The sequence below is a fragment of the Acinetobacter sp. GG2 genome (assembly GCF_000292385.1).
In the GTDB taxonomy this organism is placed as follows: domain Bacteria; phylum Pseudomonadota; class Gammaproteobacteria; order Pseudomonadales; family Moraxellaceae; genus Acinetobacter; species Acinetobacter seifertii.
In genome coordinates, this window is sequence record NZ_ALOW01000035.1 from 130,665 (window position 1) to 147,693 (window position 17,029).

The 17,029-nt window shown below is 38.3% G+C and carries 13 protein-coding genes; 10 read left to right on the forward strand and 3 right to left on the reverse strand.

What is annotated here, in order from left to right; translation table 11 throughout:
• Positions 1-13: 13 nt before the first annotated feature.
• Together leuS and B554_RS0111100 are read right to left on the reverse strand one after the other, a co-directional pair.
• Positions 14-2,638, reverse strand: a complete 2,625-nt coding sequence (gene leuS, locus B554_RS0111095; RefSeq protein WP_019458092.1) for a leucine--tRNA ligase — start codon at positions 2,636-2,638, stop codon at positions 14-16.
• Positions 2,639-2,825: 187 nt separating this feature from the next.
• On the reverse strand, positions 2,826-3,170 hold the full coding sequence (locus B554_RS0111100; RefSeq protein ID WP_019458093.1) for a DUF4124 domain-containing protein: 345 nt from the start codon (positions 3,168-3,170) through the stop codon (positions 2,826-2,828).
• A gap of 504 nt (positions 3,171-3,674) precedes the next feature.
• Between B554_RS0111100 and B554_RS0111105 the strand changes: the two genes are divergently transcribed.
• The 5 genes from B554_RS0111105 (at position 3,675) to B554_RS0111130 (ending at position 10,496) form a co-directional block, all read left to right on the forward strand.
• A complete protein-coding gene (locus tag B554_RS0111105; protein WP_004698721.1) occupies positions 3,675-5,399 on the forward strand; it encodes an acetolactate synthase 3 large subunit in 1,725 nt (574 codons plus the stop codon).
• Positions 5,399-5,890: an acetolactate synthase small subunit gene (gene ilvN / locus B554_RS0111110; protein WP_004698718.1), complete on the forward strand. Its 492-nt coding sequence runs from the start codon at positions 5,399-5,401 to the stop codon at positions 5,888-5,890. The genes B554_RS0111105 and ilvN overlap by 1 nt, the downstream gene beginning before the upstream one ends.
• 33 nt (positions 5,891-5,923) lie before the next feature.
• Positions 5,924-6,940 carry a ketol-acid reductoisomerase gene (gene ilvC, locus B554_RS0111115; RefSeq protein ID WP_004698717.1) on the forward strand — a complete coding sequence of 339 codons (1,017 nt, stop codon included), beginning with the start codon at positions 5,924-5,926 and terminating at the stop codon, positions 6,938-6,940.
• Between the two features lie 330 nt (positions 6,941-7,270).
• On the forward strand, positions 7,271-9,325 hold the full coding sequence (locus B554_RS0111120) for a GGDEF domain-containing phosphodiesterase (RefSeq protein WP_019458094.1): 2,055 nt from the start codon (positions 7,271-7,273) through the stop codon (positions 9,323-9,325).
• 607 nt (positions 9,326-9,932) lie between these two features.
• A complete protein-coding gene (locus tag B554_RS0111130) occupies positions 9,933-10,496 on the forward strand; it encodes a TetR/AcrR family transcriptional regulator (RefSeq protein ID WP_019458096.1) in 564 nt (187 codons plus the stop codon).
• Between the two features lie 176 nt (positions 10,497-10,672).
• Here B554_RS0111130 and B554_RS0111135 read toward each other — a convergent pair whose 3' ends face one another.
• On the reverse strand, positions 10,673-11,245 hold the full coding sequence (locus B554_RS0111135; RefSeq protein ID WP_019458097.1) for a TetR/AcrR family transcriptional regulator: 573 nt from the start codon (positions 11,243-11,245) through the stop codon (positions 10,673-10,675).
• A gap of 330 nt (positions 11,246-11,575) precedes the next feature.
• Here B554_RS0111135 and B554_RS0111140 point away from each other — a divergent pair, with 330 nt between their 5' ends.
• From B554_RS0111140 to B554_RS0111160, 5 genes are all read left to right on the forward strand, one after another.
• Entirely contained in the window at positions 11,576-12,439 is an 864-nt protein-coding gene (locus B554_RS0111140; RefSeq protein WP_025465191.1) for a hypothetical protein, read from the forward strand.
• Between the two features lie 227 nt (positions 12,440-12,666).
• The gene (locus B554_RS0111145) at positions 12,667-14,259 is read left to right on the forward strand and encodes a peptide chain release factor 3 (protein ID WP_004698705.1); all 1,593 of its coding nucleotides are present in this window, start codon (positions 12,667-12,669) and stop codon (positions 14,257-14,259) included.
• Between the two features lie 69 nt (positions 14,260-14,328).
• The gene (locus B554_RS0111150; RefSeq protein WP_019458099.1) at positions 14,329-15,162 is read left to right on the forward strand and encodes a hypothetical protein; all 834 of its coding nucleotides are present in this window, start codon (positions 14,329-14,331) and stop codon (positions 15,160-15,162) included.
• A gap of 87 nt (positions 15,163-15,249) precedes the next feature.
• Positions 15,250-16,191, forward strand: a complete 942-nt coding sequence (locus tag B554_RS0111155; RefSeq protein ID WP_019458100.1) for an RsiV family protein — start codon at positions 15,250-15,252, stop codon at positions 16,189-16,191.
• The gene (locus tag B554_RS0111160) at positions 16,191-17,003 is read left to right on the forward strand and encodes a TatD family hydrolase (RefSeq protein ID WP_019458101.1); all 813 of its coding nucleotides are present in this window, start codon (positions 16,191-16,193) and stop codon (positions 17,001-17,003) included. Before B554_RS0111155 ends, B554_RS0111160 begins: the two co-directional genes overlap by 1 nt.
• Positions 17,004-17,029 lie beyond the last annotated feature (26 nt).

A 17,029-nucleotide genomic window follows, 5' to 3' on the forward strand; every position in this document is an offset into this window, starting at 1 on the left:
TTAATACCTGTAATTAAACCACGAGGTTAACCAATTTGTTTGGAACCACAATTTCTTTTTTGGTTGGTCCTGTTAAGAACTGTTGAACTTCTGGTAATGCTTTAGCCTGAGCTAATAAGTCATCTTTAGAAATATCGACAGAAACTTCAAGTTTACCGCGAAGTTTACCATTTACTTGTACAACAATCGTTTGGGTATTACGTGTTAATGCAGAAGCATCAACCTCAGGGAAGATTGCTGCTGTTAAGTCCGTACCAAACTGAGTCAATAAAGTTTGACTTAAATGCGGTGCAAATGGAGCAAGTAACGTTAACAATGTTGTGATTGCTTCACGTTCTACAGCAACATCATTGTCATCTTTTGCTTCAAACTTGTTGCTTGCGTTTAACAATTCCATCAAAGCAGCAATTGCAGTATTGAATGCATGACGACGTTCAATATCATCACTTACTTTTTGAATCGTTTCGTGAGTCTTACGACGTAAATCTTGAGCATCTTTAGACAAGTTTGCTGTATCGATTGCAGTTGCAGCGTTTCCTTTTTCAAGGAAACTTGCTACAAGACGCCATACACGTTTCAAGAAACGGTTAGCACCTTCAACACCTGCATCAGACCATTCTAAAGATTGATCTGGTGGAGCAGCAAACATCATGAATACACGTGCGGTATCTGCGCCGTATTGGTCAATAATTGCTTGTGGGTCAATACCGTTATTTTTCGACTTAGACATTTTTTCTTGTCCGCCGATAATCACTTCTTGACCGTCACCTGAATATTTTGCAGAAAGAATACGACCTTTCTCATCACGTTCTAATTCGATGTCAGCAGGGTTGAACCAAGTTTTCTTACCATTTTCTGCTTCACGATAGAATGTATCTGCAAGCACCATGCCTTGAGTTAACAAGTTAGTAAATGGTTCATTACCTTGTACAACGCCTTCATCACGCATTAATTTGTGGAAGAAACGTGCATAAAGTAAGTGAAGAATCGCGTGTTCCACACCACCAATATACTGGTTTACAGGAAGCCAGTTTTGAGCAGCTTCAGGTTTCACCATACCGCCAGTGAAGTCTGGAGACGCATAGCGTGCGTAGTACCAAGATGACTCTACGAATGTATCCAATGTATCTGTTTCACGGCGTGCATCGCCACCACAGCAAGGACATTTCGTTTCATAGAACTCAGGCATTTTATTAAGCGGGTTACCTGAACCATCTGGAACAACGTCAGTTGGTAATACAACTGGAAGTTGGTCTTCTGGAACTGTGACTTGACCACAAGTATCACAGTTAATCATTGGAATTGGACAACCCCAGTAACGTTGACGAGAAACACCCCAGTCACGTAAACGGAATTGAACTTTAGAGTTTGCTAAACCTTGTGGTTCTAATTTCGCAAGGAATGCGTCAAACGCAGCTTGGAATTCTAAACCGTCAAACTCACCAGAGTTAACAAGTTTACCTTCTTTAGAACCGTACCATTCTTGCCACTCAGTTGCAGAGTAGTCTGCATCGTCAGCGCCTTTGGCATCAATCACTTGCTTAATTGGTAAGCTGAACTTATTCGCAAATTCAAAGTCACGTTCGTCATGTGCTGGTACAGCCATCACTGCGCCAGAACCGTAAGACATTAATACGTAGTTTGCGATCCAGACAGGAAGCTGTTCACCAGTTACAGGGTGTTTTACAAACAAGCCTGTTGCCATGCCTTTTTTCTCGGCTGTTGCCAAGTCTGCTTCTGCAACTGAACCCATACGGCATTCTTCAATAAATGCAGCCAATTCAGGGTTGTTTTCAGCAGCTTTAAGCGCAAGAGGGTGTTCTGCTGCAACAGCAACATATGTCACGCCCATAAGCGTGTCAGCACGTGTTGTATAAACAGTTAAGCCATCAGCATAAATTTCGGTATTGGCAGACGGGAAAGTAATTTCCATACCTGTAGAGCGACCAATCCAGTTACGTTGCATGGTCAACACTTGTTGAGGCCAGCCGTCTTGTAAAGTGTCTAGGTCGTCTAATAATTCTTGTGCATAGTCCGTAATACGGAAGTAGTACATTGGAATATCGCGTTTTTCAACCAATGCACCAGAACGCCATCCGCGACCATTTTCAACTTGTTCGTTAGCTAAAACTGTTTGGTCAACCGGGTCCCAGTTTACTGTTGAAAGTTTACGGTAGATTAAGCCTTTTTTATAAAGTTGAACGAACAACCATTGTTCCCAGTGGTAGTACTCTGGTGTACAAGTTGCAAATTCACGGTCCCAATCTACAGATAGACCTAATTTTTTTAATTGGTCACGCATGTAAGCGATGTTTTCAAATGTCCATTTTGCCGGAGCAACTTTATGGGCAATTGCAGCGTTTTCCGCAGGTAAACCAAATGCGTCCCAACCCATTGGTTGTAGCACGGTTTCGCCTTTTAGACGGTAAAAACGGCTAATTACGTCGCCAATTGTATAGTTACGCACATGACCCATGTGCAGTTTGCCACTTGGGTAAGGGAACATTGACAGGATGTAACGATGTTTACCTTCGACAGTGTCGGCAACTTTAAAGACTTTACGATTTTCCCAATCTTGTTGGACTGATGGTTCAATCGTGTTTGCTTGATATTCTGGGTCAATGTGAGAAATAGTCATAGACGTAAGCTATACAACGAAAATTGAAATGAAAGATTGCTGCACAGCATAGCGCAAAATACAGGAAAATGTCAGTTTTTAGATCACGATTTTATCTTTTAATATGAGCTATAAAAATTTCCCAACTCATTCTTCTTTATTTTAAATCATGGAAGAGTGGTGAAAGCATTCACCACTCTTCTTTTACTTAACGTGGTGCTGTAGCAGATGGAGCCGGTGCCGCAGATGGAGCTGCTGCTACGGCTGTATTTTTTTCCTGTACAGCGTTAGCTGCTGGTACTACTTTATCTGTTTTATCTTGAGTTTGTTGTTCTGGGGTTGGTGTCGAATTCTTTACAGGTGGCTGGGTGCCATAAGTCGAAACTGTGTTCAAATGTTTCGCGCCTTTAGGCGGTGGTGTCGTGGTGTAGTGGGTCGAGCCACTTTTATCTATCCATTTGTAATATTGCTCTGCCTGACTCTGACTTGAGCAAACTAAAATCGCTGTTGTGAATGCTGTATATAAGCTTGTTTTTAAATAAGATAAGTTCATGTTAGATGTTCCCCAAAAAATACTGACTATATTTAAATAAAGTTCATAAATAAGCAATTTAGAATGAGTGGTTTTATATCAAAAAGAGTATTTTTTTATATAAATAATGGGACAGGGTGATCAAATTTACGATTCGATATTAGATTAAAAAAACGTCAGCTAGTTTTTTTTATGGAAAAACCTTTCCTTTAATCTTGACTTTAGTGAATTAAACAACAAAAATGCTTTCTTTAGTTTTATATGCGATTATTTGATCACCCTTCGAATAACCGTCATGTTTTGTAATAGACATTCTCTCTAGCCGAGAGATTGATTTTACTAAAGTATGTATATCCAGACATGCTTTATTAATGTTAAAAAAGCTTATACGGCTGAAAAACAGAAATTTTTCTATTGCAACGAAAACTAGACAATATGTGTGCTATAACAGTGCAGACAATTCAATGAATGAAACACTATTTGTGCCTTCCATAAATAGTGATAAAGAATTTAGGGTGAATCACGTTGGAACTTTTATCTGGTGGTGAAATGCTCGTTCGTGCTCTTGCGGACGAAGGCGTTGAACATGTTTTTGGTTATCCAGGCGGCGCTGTATTACATATTTATGATGCGCTATTTCAACAAGACAAAATCAATCATTACCTCGTACGTCATGAACAAGCTGCTGGTCATATGGCAGATGCTTACTCACGTGCCACAGGTAAGACTGGCGTAGTACTGGTCACTTCAGGACCTGGCGCAACCAATACAGTAACTCCAATTGCAACAGCTTATATGGACTCAATCCCAATGGTGATTTTGTCTGGCCAAGTTGCATCACATCTTATTGGTGAAGACGCTTTCCAAGAAACTGATATGGTGGGTATTTCACGTCCTATCGTGAAACACAGTTTCCAAGTTCGTCACGCAAGTGAAATTCCTGCAATTATCAAAAAAGCATTTTATATCGCATCAAGTGGTCGCCCTGGTCCAGTTGTAGTCGATATTCCTAAAGATGCGACTAATCCAGCAGAAAAATTTGCATACGAATATCCTGAAAAAGTGAAGATGCGTTCTTATCAACCACCTTCACGTGGTCACTCTGGTCAAATTCGTAAAGCGATTGATGAACTTTTAAGTGCAAAGCGCCCTATCATTTATACGGGTGGTGGTGTTGTTCAAGGTAATGCATCAGCATTATTAACTGAACTCGCTCATTTACTGGGTTATCCGGTAACTAACACGCTTATGGGCCTTGGTGGCTTCCCGGGCGACGATCCACAGTTCGTGGGTATGTTAGGTATGCATGGTACTTATGAAGCAAATATGACAATGCATAATGCTGATGTCATTCTTGCGGTAGGTGCTCGTTTTGATGACCGAGTAACTAACAATCCTGCAAAATTCTGTTTAAATGCCAAAGTTATTCATATTGATATTGACCCGGCAAGCATTTCAAAAACAATTATGGCGCACATTCCAATTGTAGGGGCAGTTGAGCCTGTACTGCAGGAAATGTTGACCCAGTTGAAACAATTGAATGTGTCTAAGCCAAACCCTGAAGCGATTGCTGCATGGTGGGATCAAATTAATGAATGGCGTAAAGTTCATGGCTTGAAGTTTGAAACACCGACTGATGGCACAATGAAGCCTCAGCAAGTTGTTGAAGCTTTATATAAAGTAACGAATGGTGATGCCATCATTACTTCAGACGTTGGTCAGCATCAAATGTTTGGTGCGTTGTACTACAAGTACAAACGTCCACGTCAATGGATCAACTCTGGTGGTCTTGGCACCATGGGTGTTGGTTTACCTTATGCCATGGCTGCGAAGCTTGCTTTCCCAGATCAACAAGTTGTTTGTATTACGGGTGAAGCTTCAATTCAAATGTGTATTCAAGAGCTTTCAACTTGTAAGCAATACGGCATGAATGTGAAGATCTTATGCTTGAATAACCGTGCTTTAGGTATGGTTAAACAGTGGCAAGATATGAACTACGAAGGCCGTCATTCAAGCTCATATGTTGAATCATTGCCTGATTTTGGCAAGTTGATGGAAGCTTATGGCCATGTTGGTATTCAAATTGATCATGCTGATGAATTAGAGTCAAAGCTTGCTGAAGCAATGGCGATTAATGATAAATGTGTATTCATCAACGTTATGGTTGATCGCACAGAACATGTATATCCAATGTTGATCGCAGGTCAGTCCATGAAGGATATGTGGTTAGGTAAAGGGGAGCGTACATAATGAGACATATTATTTCTGTACTCGTTGAAAACGAAGCTGGTGCGCTTTCTCGTTTGGTGGGTTTATTCAGTCAACGTAACTACAACATTGAGACGTTGAATGTTGCCCCAACCGAAGATCCTACGTTATCACGTTTAACGTTAACCACTTATGGTGATGACCATAAAATTGAACAGATTACGAAGCAACTCAACAAACTTGTTGAAGTTGTAAAAGTAGTAGATTTATCAGAAGGTTCACACATTGAGCGTGAACTGATGTTGATTAAAGTAAAAGCGTTAGGTGCTTCACGTGCTGAAATTAAGCGTACAGCGGATATTTTCCGTGCGCAAATTGTAGACGTGACATCAACAACCTATACCATTCAAATAGCAGGGACAACTGAAAAATTAGATGGTTTTATTGATGCGCTTTCAGAAAACACCATTCTAGAAGTCGTTCGTTCAGGGGTATCTGGTATCGCCCGTGGCGAAAAAGTTTTAGCCATTTAATTTTTTAAAAAAGTATTTTAGCGGAGAACACAAATGCAAATTTTTTACGACAAAGACTGTGACTTATCAATCATCCAAGGCAAGAAAGTAGCGATTATTGGTTACGGTTCTCAAGGTCATGCACATGCACTTAACCTTAAAGACTCAGGCGTAGACGTAACTGTAGGTTTACGTGCTGGTTCAGCTTCTTGGAAGAAAGCTGAAAATGCGGGTCTTAAAGTTGCTGAAGTTCCAGCAGCAGTTAAGCAAGCTGACCTCGTAATGATTTTGACTCCAGATGAATTCCAATCACAACTTTACCGTGACGTGATTGAGCCAAACATCAAAGAAGGCGCGACTTTAGCATTTGCTCATGGTTTCTCTGTTCTATATAACCAAGTTGTTCCACGTAAAGACTTAGACGTAATCATGGTTGCGCCTAAAGCTCCTGGTCACACAGTACGTTCAGAATTCCAACGTGGTTCAGGTGTTCCTGACTTAATCGCAATTCACCAAGACGCTTCTGGTAATGCGCGTAACGTTGCGCTTTCTTATGCTTCTGGCGTAGGTGGTGGTCGTACAGGTATTATCGAAACTTCATTCCGTGAAGAAACTGAAACTGACTTATTCGGTGAGCAAGCAGTTCTTTGTGGTGGTGCAGTTGAACTTGTTAAAATGGGCTTCGAAACTTTAGTTGAAGCTGGTTATGCTCCTGAAATGGCTTACTTCGAGTGCTTACACGAACTTAAGTTAATTGTTGACTTGATGTTCGAAGGCGGTATCGCTGACATGAACTACTCAGTGTCTAACAACGCTGAATATGGTGAATACGTAACTGGCGTTGAAGTAATTAACGAACAATCTCGTGAAGCAATGCGTAATGCATTAAAACGTATTCAATCTGGTGAATACGCGAAGATGTTCATTCAAGAAGGTGCGTTGAACTACCCATCTATGACAGCTCGTCGTCGTCAAAATGCTGCACACGGTATTGAAGTAACTGGTAATAAGTTACGTGCGATGATGCCTTGGATTCAAGCAAACAAAATCGTAGATAAAGAGAAAAACTAAGTCTCTTTTCTAGTGTTTCTAAAAAACCCTGCTTAATGCAGGGTTTTTTATTTTAATTCAGCTAAAAACCAAGCTTAAAAAATCATCATTAAGGTCAGCTGACCTAGACTCAAGAAATCCTATATTTTTCATATAATTGGATGCTTAATTTTTGTTTAGTTTATTGATTTCTAAAGTAAAAAATACTTGACCAAATGTTAGATAATGTTATTGTTTATAACTGACTAAAAAAGTCAAATTTACTAATATTTCTTTAACGTGTTTAATTGTATTTTGTGCAATGAATTGAACAAAATAAAAAAAAGTATTGAATAATCATGGAAGTCCAGTATGGGTCATGTTGATTACGATAGCACATTGATCGTCGGCTCTTTTATTGCGGCTGGCGTTATTTGCTATATTGTGATTTCCATGGAGCAGTTAATATTTAAGCAAGCTTATAGAAAAGTTGAGCCTCTTATTTTAATACTGAATGGTTTATTGCTCGGAGCAGCCATTAGTATTGTCCATATTGTTGGTATGAATGCTTACCACATATTTGAAACTTCAGCGTCGAATGTTCCATTAATTACACTTTCTTACGGTATTAGTGCCTTACTTTCGTGTATCTCAATTTGGCTGACTTCTCGTTATACCTTACCTTTAGTGAGACTGATTTTAAGTTCAGTCATTATGGGAATTGGTATTTCCGCTTCATACTATGTGAGTATGTTGGGTTGGAATATCGATCTTTATAAGAAAGATTACACCTCATTCTTAATTCTATTTTCTGTATTAATTGCCATGAGTGGCTCGGGCTTGGCTTTCTTACTAGCTTATAAGTTAAAAGAAAGTGACCGTAATCGCGTAAGTTTAAAACTAGCTTTCGCAGTCATGATGACTTTAAGCATTATGGGAATGCACTATACGGCACTTATTGCGACAAATATTACCAATAAATTTGTAAGCCAGTATCAGGCTGAACATGATTTGCTGCTGTTTACCATTATTTTAGTCACCTGCTTGGTTCTGGTCGCGAGTTTTATCGTTGCTGTACTGGAACAACGACTCAATCAGAGAAATTTAGAACTCCGAAAAGCCAATAAAGAACTCGCCAATCTCTCCATTCAAGACAATCTAACTAAGCTACCAAACAGACTATATTTAGTTGACTACGCCGAAGTTCTCCTTTCAGACCATCGTTATAAAGACCAAAAAATTGCTTTTCTTTATATAGACTTAGATCGTTTTAAATCGGTAAATGATGCATTTGGACATCATATTGGAGATCAACTCCTTATTCAGATGGCAAACCGTTTACATTGGCAGCTTAGTGAAAAATGCAAGTTGCTGAGAATTGGTGGTGATGAGTTTTTATTAATAGCTGAAAATACTGATACTGATGGAGCCGTATATTTAGCTGAAAAAGTATTGCAGCTCATTCAAGAAAGTTATCAAATTTCCGGTAAAGAAATTAACATTTCAGCGAGTCTTGGTATCGCACTGTTTCCTGAACATGGGCAAAATGTTCAAGACTTACTTATGAATGCCGATGCAGCAATGCTGATGTCCAAAGAGCAAGGCCGCAACACTTATACCGTCTTTAGTTATTCTACTCATCAACAAGAAACAAGAAGTCAGTCAAAACTGATCAACGATTTATATAAAGCAGTCGACGAAAAGCAATTTGTTCTCTATTACCAGCCGAAGTTTAATACCAATCTTGAAATTTGTGGGGTAGAGGCGCTTATTCGCTGGAACCACCCAACGTTGGGTATGCTTACACCACATATGTTTATTGGTGGCGCAGAAAAGACAGGTTTAATTATTCCAATGGGATATTGGGCGCTTGAACAAGCTTGCCAGCAAATTCAGGAATGGGAACGTAATAATACTCATTTTTATCCAGTTGCAGTCAATTTATCGGCCTTACAGTTTGAAAATAAAAAGCTCTTTAGTACCCTCGAAAGCCTGTTAAAAAAATACCAAATTAAGCCTCATCACCTTACTGTTGAAATTACCGAATCAACTGCAATGCGACATATCGACTTAAGTATTCGTGCTTGTGAGCGACTGCGTGATATGGGTATTCGAGTGGCAATTGATGACTTTGGAACAGGGCATTCAAGCTTCTTATATTTAAAAGACTTACCAGTCGATGAGCTTAAAATTGACCGTGGTTTTATTGTCGATTTAAAACCGGGTTCAAAAGAAGAAGTTATTTTAGAAAGTATTATTCACTTGGCAAAAAAGTTAGGTTTAACCGTAACAGCCGAAGGAGTAGAAACTCAGCAGCAAGTCGAAATTTTAACGCGTTTAGGCTGTCAGCAGTTCCAAGGTTATTTGTTGGGTATGCCTGTAAATGTAGGGCAACTGATCCAGTCACAAGGCGCTCATTTTGTTTAATCTCGACATTAGCTTAAAAATAAAAAATACTTGTATATATAATATCTAAAATAATAATTTAGTTAATCTAATGAAAAACAATAAGAAATTTAAAATCTTGGCATAAATTCCACATTGACACTTCTAAACTCTCAGATTATCCTTTGCCTGCTGGCCTACATTGCCAGCCGGTTGTCGCAGACCGATTAGTAAAGGCATCAGATTATTCCCTCTGAGGAGTAGTCTTGTGTGTAAATCGTCCCTCGCTCGTTGCGGTAGGACGAGTGAGGGACACCTTCGGGTGTGCTGATTCTTTACTATCAGTCTGCGAACCCTTGCTCGTTCTGCCACCATAATTCTAAATTAATGCTTTGGCAGAACTCCAAATATAAGGAGTTGGCTATGCATACTTTTTTTATACCACCAGATTAGTCTTTAACAAGGTTTGATTACTTTTGAGTTTTCAGACTTTAGTTCGTCACGACTAAAAAATCATATGAACAATAAAACTTGAGATGCGTTAGGGCCATCTTTGGGGCCTTTGCATGCTTTTTTTGCCCAAAGCAAAAGTTGCAGCCGTTTTTTCTCATTTAGACACAACAACAAATTAATTTATAACGGTACATATATGCCATATTCAAATCTCTCATTTCGCGCGTTAAGTGCGCTGCATAAGTCTCGCTATCTTTTTAGTCAACATGGTTTTCACAACGTCGGTGTCGATCGTCTTGCGAGAGAGGCAGAGGTCCCGAAAGCCTCATTTTATAACTATTTCCACTCTAAACAGCGGCTAGTTGAAATGTGCCTAAACTTTCAAAAAGATGCCTTAAAAGAGCAAGTACACTCAATCATTTACATACAAAAAGATTTAGCCTTACGTGAAAAGCTCAAGAAGATTTTCTTTTTACATACCAATTTAAATGGCAACTATTACTTATTATTTAGAGCTATTTTTGAAATTGAAAAAATCTACCCGACAGCTTATCAAGTGGTGGTGCAGTATAGATATTGGCTCATTAATGAAATCTGTAATTTGCTTTTAACCTTAAAGAAAGAAGCCACCCAACAAGATGCTTATATGTTTTTGTTTGTAATGGATGGGGCAATTATGCAATTACTCGATACAAACAGGGGAGATACACGAGACATGTTACTGGTGTATATTTTAAAGAGTATTTTTATGAGTGATTAATTAATTTGAATAAATAAGCTTACCTAACACTATATTTTTATTAAGGAATATTTAAATAATTAAAATTATATAAAGTTAAGGCCGCTATGTAGCGAGTACATATCGGCCTAAATTTTATATTGATTAAGAGAAGAAGCAAGTCTGCTTATATAAATAAACTAAATTATTAAGTTTATTTAAGCAGCTGCACATCTCAGGGTTGTTTCGAGTTCAATTAGTTTGTTTATATAAGACCATGTTTCTTCAGGGTTGATTTCTGGCTTATTAACGGTGGCATCAATAATAAGTCCATCTATAATATTAAGAAAAAGGCTGCTTAGAACTTTTGGATCTTCAATTTCTAAATCTGAAAATATTTCAAAAACTACATTGTAAATCCAGTTTCGGTATTTATTAACTTGAACTTTAACAGATGGATACATTTGTAGTACTTCGATGGTCGCTTTTTTAAATAAGCATCCATTAAAATCTTCAGTATTAATCCAGTCGATATACCAATTAAAAACACTTTTAAGTTTATTTAATGGGTTGTTTACACTGTTAACTTTGTCTAATAAAGATGCCTGAACCTCTAAAATCCGTCGTTGAAGACATTCTTCAATTAAAATCTCTTTAGAAGAGAAGTACTTATAGAACGTCATTTTTGCAACATTGGATTCAGCAATAATTTTGTCAATACCAATAGAGGTATAACTTTTTTGATTAAAAAGGGTCATTGCTGTTGTTATAATCGTTTCTCTTTTTGACATTGGTTGCCCCGTCATAGATATTTTTTGATTAACTTTGCTATTGTAAAGTATGAAAGCTTAAATAAAACTTATTTTATGATATTTAAAAAATCATATTTATTCAATAGTTTGGTTTATTTTAAAAATTATGAATTTTTATATTTTATTGGCATTAGTTTACTTTTTTAAATAATATTAATTAATCCATTGATTTGTTGAGATAATGAACATAATATCGGATCGTTAAGTATGGGTATACGGAATTTATCCTTTTAGCAAATGAGTGCAAAATGGAAATAGAGGGATGACCCACAGCTTAACTATAAGAAAAACTTTTTATTGAGAATGATTATGTCAAAAAAATTTGAAGACTTTGATAATCCAAGACAAAAAGCATTACAAGGTATGAAAAACAGTATTTCTGCCCAACAGTGGGAAGAAAACTTACAATTTCTCAAACAGTTAAGGAATAGAATTGCACATTTACCAGTAAGTCATCATCCAGCCATTGAAATATTAAATAATGGTTATCTTGATAAACAAACCCTGATACGTATTCATTTAGAATATCGTCATGCCATCGTACAAATTTTTACTGATGCTTTATTACAGGCGCAGTTTCTCACGAAGCAGTTGGAACCAAAGCTTCACTCTGGCGCTAAAATGTTTCCTAGGGTGTTATTAAGCTTAAATATATTGGATGAATTCGGTTTTAGACCGGGTTTAGGTAAAGATAATTATTATTTAGGGAACCCTGAATATGCACATTATCCTTTATATGAAGATTTATTAAATGATTATGGTTTGACTGAGGCAGACCGCCGTAATTATAAACCTTCTAAAATTTCAGATCAGGTAAGAACATTCTTAGAAGATTCTTATGATAGCTATATGAAAGTTGTGGCTTTATTGGCCGTAGCAGAAGAAGAAGTCATTCTTTTTAGCCCACCATTAAGACAAGCAACCAAGTTTGTAAATATTGATGTTGAGGGTGGGGGTTATTATCACGTACATGGTGTTTCAACAGATGAAACGGCTGAAGCTGCTGATGATGACCATCAAGACGACTTGTGGTTTGCATTAGCACAAGCGATTACTCCAAGTGACTATGAAAGTTTAACAAAACTATGTCTTGATTATTGTGCATTGTGGACTGAATTTTGGGATGCCCAAATTGCCGATGTTCAATTTATTGAGGAAAAGAAATTGGCATAAGTTTCTAAGTTTATTCATAAAAAGCCTGTTTATATTGAACAGGCTTTTTTAATGGTGAACGCTATGAGTTCTTTAGGGCTTTACGAAAAATATTCCCGACATGAAAACACGGGCAGACAACTCAACAATCTCTAAACAGTACCTATAAATCTGCTACAATTACGCCAATTTTTATTTTGATCGACTTTAGATCTTTGGCACTGCAATCTACGCAGTAGGTGTATTTCATGAGTTTTAAAGATGAGTTAGCGGCACAGGTCGCTCAACGACGCACATTTGCTATTATTTCCCACCCCGATGCCGGTAAAACCACCATGACAGAAAAACTGTTGTTATGGGGTAAAGCGATTCAGGTTGCAGGGATGGTAAAAAGCCGTAAATCTGACCGTGCAGCTACATCTGACTGGATGGAAATGGAAAAAGAACGTGGTATTTCGATCACCACGTCTGTTATGCAGTTCCCATATAAAGGTCACACGATTAACTTACTCGATACACCGGGGCACGAAGACTTCTCGGAAGATACTTATCGTACGCTTACCGCGGTTGACTCTGCACTCATGGTAATTGACGGTGCAAAAGGTGTCGAAGAGCGTACCATCAAATTGATGGAAGTGTGTCGTATGCGTGACACACCAATTATTTCTTTCGTCAACAAAATGGACCGCGAAATTCGTGAGCCACTTGAGTTGTTAGACGAAATCGAAAACGTTTTAAACATTCGTTGTGTACCAATTACATGGCCACTTGGTATGGGTCGTGACTTTGCTGGTGTATACAATATTCTTGAAAATAAATTGTATGTGTACAAAGCAGGTTTTGGTTCAACGATTACAGATATTGAAGTGCGTGATGGTTATGACCATGCCGATATTCGTGAAAAAGTAGGTGAGTTAGCTTGGGCTTCATTTGAAGAGTCGCTTGAGCTTGTACAAATGGCAAATGAGCCATTAGACCGCGAACTTTTCTTACAAGGTAAACAAACACCTGTTCTATTTGGTACAGCATTAGGTAACTTTGGTGTTGACCACGTTCTAGATGCATTTATGCACTGGGCACCTGAACCTAAAGCTCACCCAACGCAAGAGCGTGTGGTTGAAGCGAAAGAAGAAGGTTTCTCTGGTTTTGTATTTAAAATCCAAGCCAACATGGACCCTAAACACCGTGACCGTATTGCGTTCATGCGTATTTGTTCAGGTAAATACGAGAAAGGTCTGAAAATGAACCATGTGCGTATTGGTAAAGAAGTCCGCATTAGTGATGCATTGACTTTCTTGGCTGGTGAGCGTGAGCATTTAGAAGAAGCATGGCCGGGGGATATTATTGGTTTACATAACCACGGTACAATCCAGATTGGTGATACTTTCACTAGTGGCGAAAACTTGCACTTCACTGGTATTCCACACTTCGCGCCAGAAATGTTCCGCCGTGTACGTTTGAAAGATCCATTAAAGTCAAAACAGTTGCAAAAAGGTTTGAAAGAGTTGTCTGAAGAAGGTGCAACTCAGGTGTTTATGCCGCAAATTAGCAATGATTTGATTGTGGGTGCAGTTGGTGTGCTTCAGTTCGACGTTGTTGCTTACCGCTTGAAAGAAGAATATAAAGTTGACTGTGTTTACGAGCCGGTAAGTGTAAATACTGTGCGTTGGATTCATTGTGATGATGACAAGATTCTTAATGAGTTCAAGAAAAAAGCACACGACCAGCTTTCAATTGATGGTGGCGGTCACTTAACGTATCTTGCTCCAAGCCGAGTGAACTTGCAGATTATGCAAGAGCGTTGGCCTGACATTCAGTTCCGTAACACTCGTGAACACTAATCATGTAAACATAACAAACAGCTTCGAATAGAAGCTGTTTTGTTTTGAAAAATAAGAAAGGATGATGAAATGAATTTGAGTAAAAAAGCAATTATTGCGCTTGTAGTTGCAGCCATAGCATTAATTTCTGTATTTGTCTGGAAGGGTACTCAGTCCTCATCATCCTCTCAAAAAAATGTAGCTTCTGCTAAAGATCACTCTGCTGAGAAAGCAGAGGTATTACCTTATTTAAATTTGACCGAAACTAAAGCGAATTATGCAGTGCCTTTTTGTGAAAAGAAAAACTGTATTGATGTCGATATTCAAACGATAAAAACTCAAGATACTTGGTTAAATAGCTGGATTGAAAAAAATCAGGCGAAAGTCATTCAGACTCAAATTGATTTGAAAAAAGATTTGAGCTTGCAACAAGCAGTAGATGCTTACGTCAAAAAGTCTGATGAATGGCAAGATAAATATTCTAAAAACCGTGCCTATGAGTTACACATTCATACGCGCATTGCTTCGCAGCGTAATCAGTATGTTTTATTGCAATTAGGGTTGGACAGTAAACAGGAAGAAGTCACGATAAAAGATCGTTATTATTTTTTTGTGGCTGATCGTAAATTGCATAAAAGTTTAACTTTGCTTGATGTACTTCAAAAAGACCAACAAACCACTGTGCATCAAATCGTGCAAACTGCTTATCAAGACTGGCTCAAAAAGCAAAGCGCTGACGTCAAAAAAGACGCCCCAAAAACCTTATATTGGGGACAAGCAGACTGGTTCTTTGATGGTGAAGGTGTAGGTTTGCATTATCAGGCAAATCAGATTACCAAAGATGCTCCTCAGCTTGATATTTATTTAACGACAGAGCAAACTAAAAAAATATTACAACCTGAGGTTTATGAACAAATGTTCTAAGTTGGTAGCAGAATTTGCAACCTACTTATAGATGCGCTAACTTCATATCAGTTATGCATAATCTTCTCAGAATAAAGGCAAAATATGATGTTAACTTCTAAGGCCTCGTTCCGTTTAACGCTACTTGCTTCTGCGTTATTTTTAGTGGCATGTCAGCCTAAAAGTGATCCTAAAGAATCGGAAGATCAGCAAAAAACCGCAGTGGTTGAGCAAAAGCCAGTAGAGCTGACTTTAAAAGGGGAAACAGTTCCTAGTAAGGTGGTTTTGCCAGACTGTAGTGGTAAAACTTGCCCAGACTTTAGAGTAGAGCGCCTGCAAAGTAACTATCCTTTCATTGATAAGATTATTGACCAACAAGTTTTAAAAGCACTTGGTCAGATTCTTGAAATTGCGAAGCCAGATCAAAAAGCAGGAAAAACTGATAAAAATACAGAGGCCTCTGCAGTTGCTGCTGCTAACCAACAAGATAGTTTTGATGTTGAAGTTCAGCGTTATGCAAATTCATTTGTTGGCTTAGACAACGAATTAAAAGCGTTAAGTAATAATCATCAAATTAACCTTTTAGTGAAACCTAAAATTATACAGTCACAAGGTAAAGTAGTAACCGTTGTCGTCAATAGCAGTAGCTATTTAGGTGGTGCACATGGTTCGGCAGCACAGCAATATTATAATTTTGATTTAAAAGAACAAAAGCACATCAAACTTGAAGACTTATTACGCCCGCAGAAAAAAGCGGCTTTAGAAAAGTTAGCACATGAAGTATTTAAAGCTTGGGTGACCGACTCAAAGCTTGCCAATAGTGTGAGTGAATATGAACAAGCTTGGCCATTTAAACTTACCGAGAACTTCTTGTTAGGTGATCAGGGTTTGATTCTTCAATATGGTGAGTACGAAATTGGGCCTTACGTGGTTGGGTTGCCTCGTTTAGTCATTCCATATGACCAATTGCAAGATGTGTTGAAAGAAGAATATTTGCCACAGCCTAAAGCCAAACCAGCTTCGGCTCCCGTTGCAAAAAGTACTAGCTAATGCATTTGTTTGATACCCATACTCATTTTGATGTTGCCGATTTTGATGAAGATCGGCAACAGTTAGCCCTTGAGGCTAAAAAAGTGGGTGTAGATGCTTTGGTGTTAATTGGCTTTTTGCAGTCACGCTTTGATGAATTATTGCAAACCCATCACCAGCTTAAGCAGTGGGATAATGTACCGACTTCTTATTTAGCACCGGGGTTGCATCCATTTTATATTGAGCAGCACAGGCCAGAGCATCTTTCTCATCTTGAACAAATTTTACAGCAAGAAGAGTGTGTAGCCGTAGGTGAAATTGGCTTAGATACTTTCTTGAAAGAACATAAGCAGCCCGATATATATGCTAAGCAAAAGCAGTATTTTGCTGACCAGTTAGAACTGGCAACGCAATACCAAAAACCAGTGCTGCTTCATATTCGAAAGGCGCATGGAGATGTTCTTGCTCTATTAAAAGCCCATAAGTTTAAACTCGGTGGAATTGCTCATGCCTTTAGTGGTGGCGTAGAAGAAGCAAAAGGCCTAATTAAACTCGGTTTTAAAATTGGTGTAACGGGGCAAGTGACTAACCCAAATGCGAAAAAGCTTCATACCGTTGTGCAAGCTATAGGTGCTGAGCATTTGGTAATAGAAACGGACTGTCCGGATATGACACCACTTTGCTGTCAAACCTCTGCTGAGCAGCGTACTCGCAATACTCCTGTAAACTTACCGTTTGTACTCAAAAGTTTGGCCGAAAATTTAAATATAGCTGAGTCAGATTTAGCCGAAAAACTGTGGAAAAACTCTCTATCTGCTTTGAAATTATCGTAATAAAAATCAAAGATTAAAAATATTAA

Bases quoted from the DNA above. Each gene is read 5' to 3' on its own strand.
- leuS (WP_019458092.1), bottom strand. From the start codon at position 2,638: ATGACTATTTCTCACATTGACCCAGAATATCAAGCAAACACGATTGAA.
- B554_RS0111100 (WP_019458093.1), bottom strand. From the start codon at position 3,170: ATGAACTTATCTTATTTAAAAACAAGCTTATATACAGCATTCACAACA.
- ilvN (WP_004698718.1), top strand. From the start codon at position 5,399: ATGAGACATATTATTTCTGTACTCGTTGAAAACGAAGCTGGTGCGCTT.
- ilvC (WP_004698717.1), top strand. From the start codon at position 5,924: ATGCAAATTTTTTACGACAAAGACTGTGACTTATCAATCATCCAAGGC.
- B554_RS0111120 (WP_019458094.1), top strand. From the start codon at position 7,271: ATGGGTCATGTTGATTACGATAGCACATTGATCGTCGGCTCTTTTATT.
- B554_RS0111130 (WP_019458096.1), top strand. From the start codon at position 9,933: ATGCCATATTCAAATCTCTCATTTCGCGCGTTAAGTGCGCTGCATAAG.
- B554_RS0111135 (WP_019458097.1), bottom strand. From the start codon at position 11,245: ATGTCAAAAAGAGAAACGATTATAACAACAGCAATGACCCTTTTTAAT.
- B554_RS0111140 (WP_025465191.1), top strand. From the start codon at position 11,576: ATGTCAAAAAAATTTGAAGACTTTGATAATCCAAGACAAAAAGCATTA.
- B554_RS0111145 (WP_004698705.1), top strand. From the start codon at position 12,667: ATGAGTTTTAAAGATGAGTTAGCGGCACAGGTCGCTCAACGACGCACA.
- B554_RS0111150 (WP_019458099.1), top strand. From the start codon at position 14,329: ATGAATTTGAGTAAAAAAGCAATTATTGCGCTTGTAGTTGCAGCCATA.
- B554_RS0111155 (WP_019458100.1), top strand. From the start codon at position 15,250: ATGTTAACTTCTAAGGCCTCGTTCCGTTTAACGCTACTTGCTTCTGCG.
- B554_RS0111160 (WP_019458101.1), top strand. From the start codon at position 16,191: ATGCATTTGTTTGATACCCATACTCATTTTGATGTTGCCGATTTTGAT.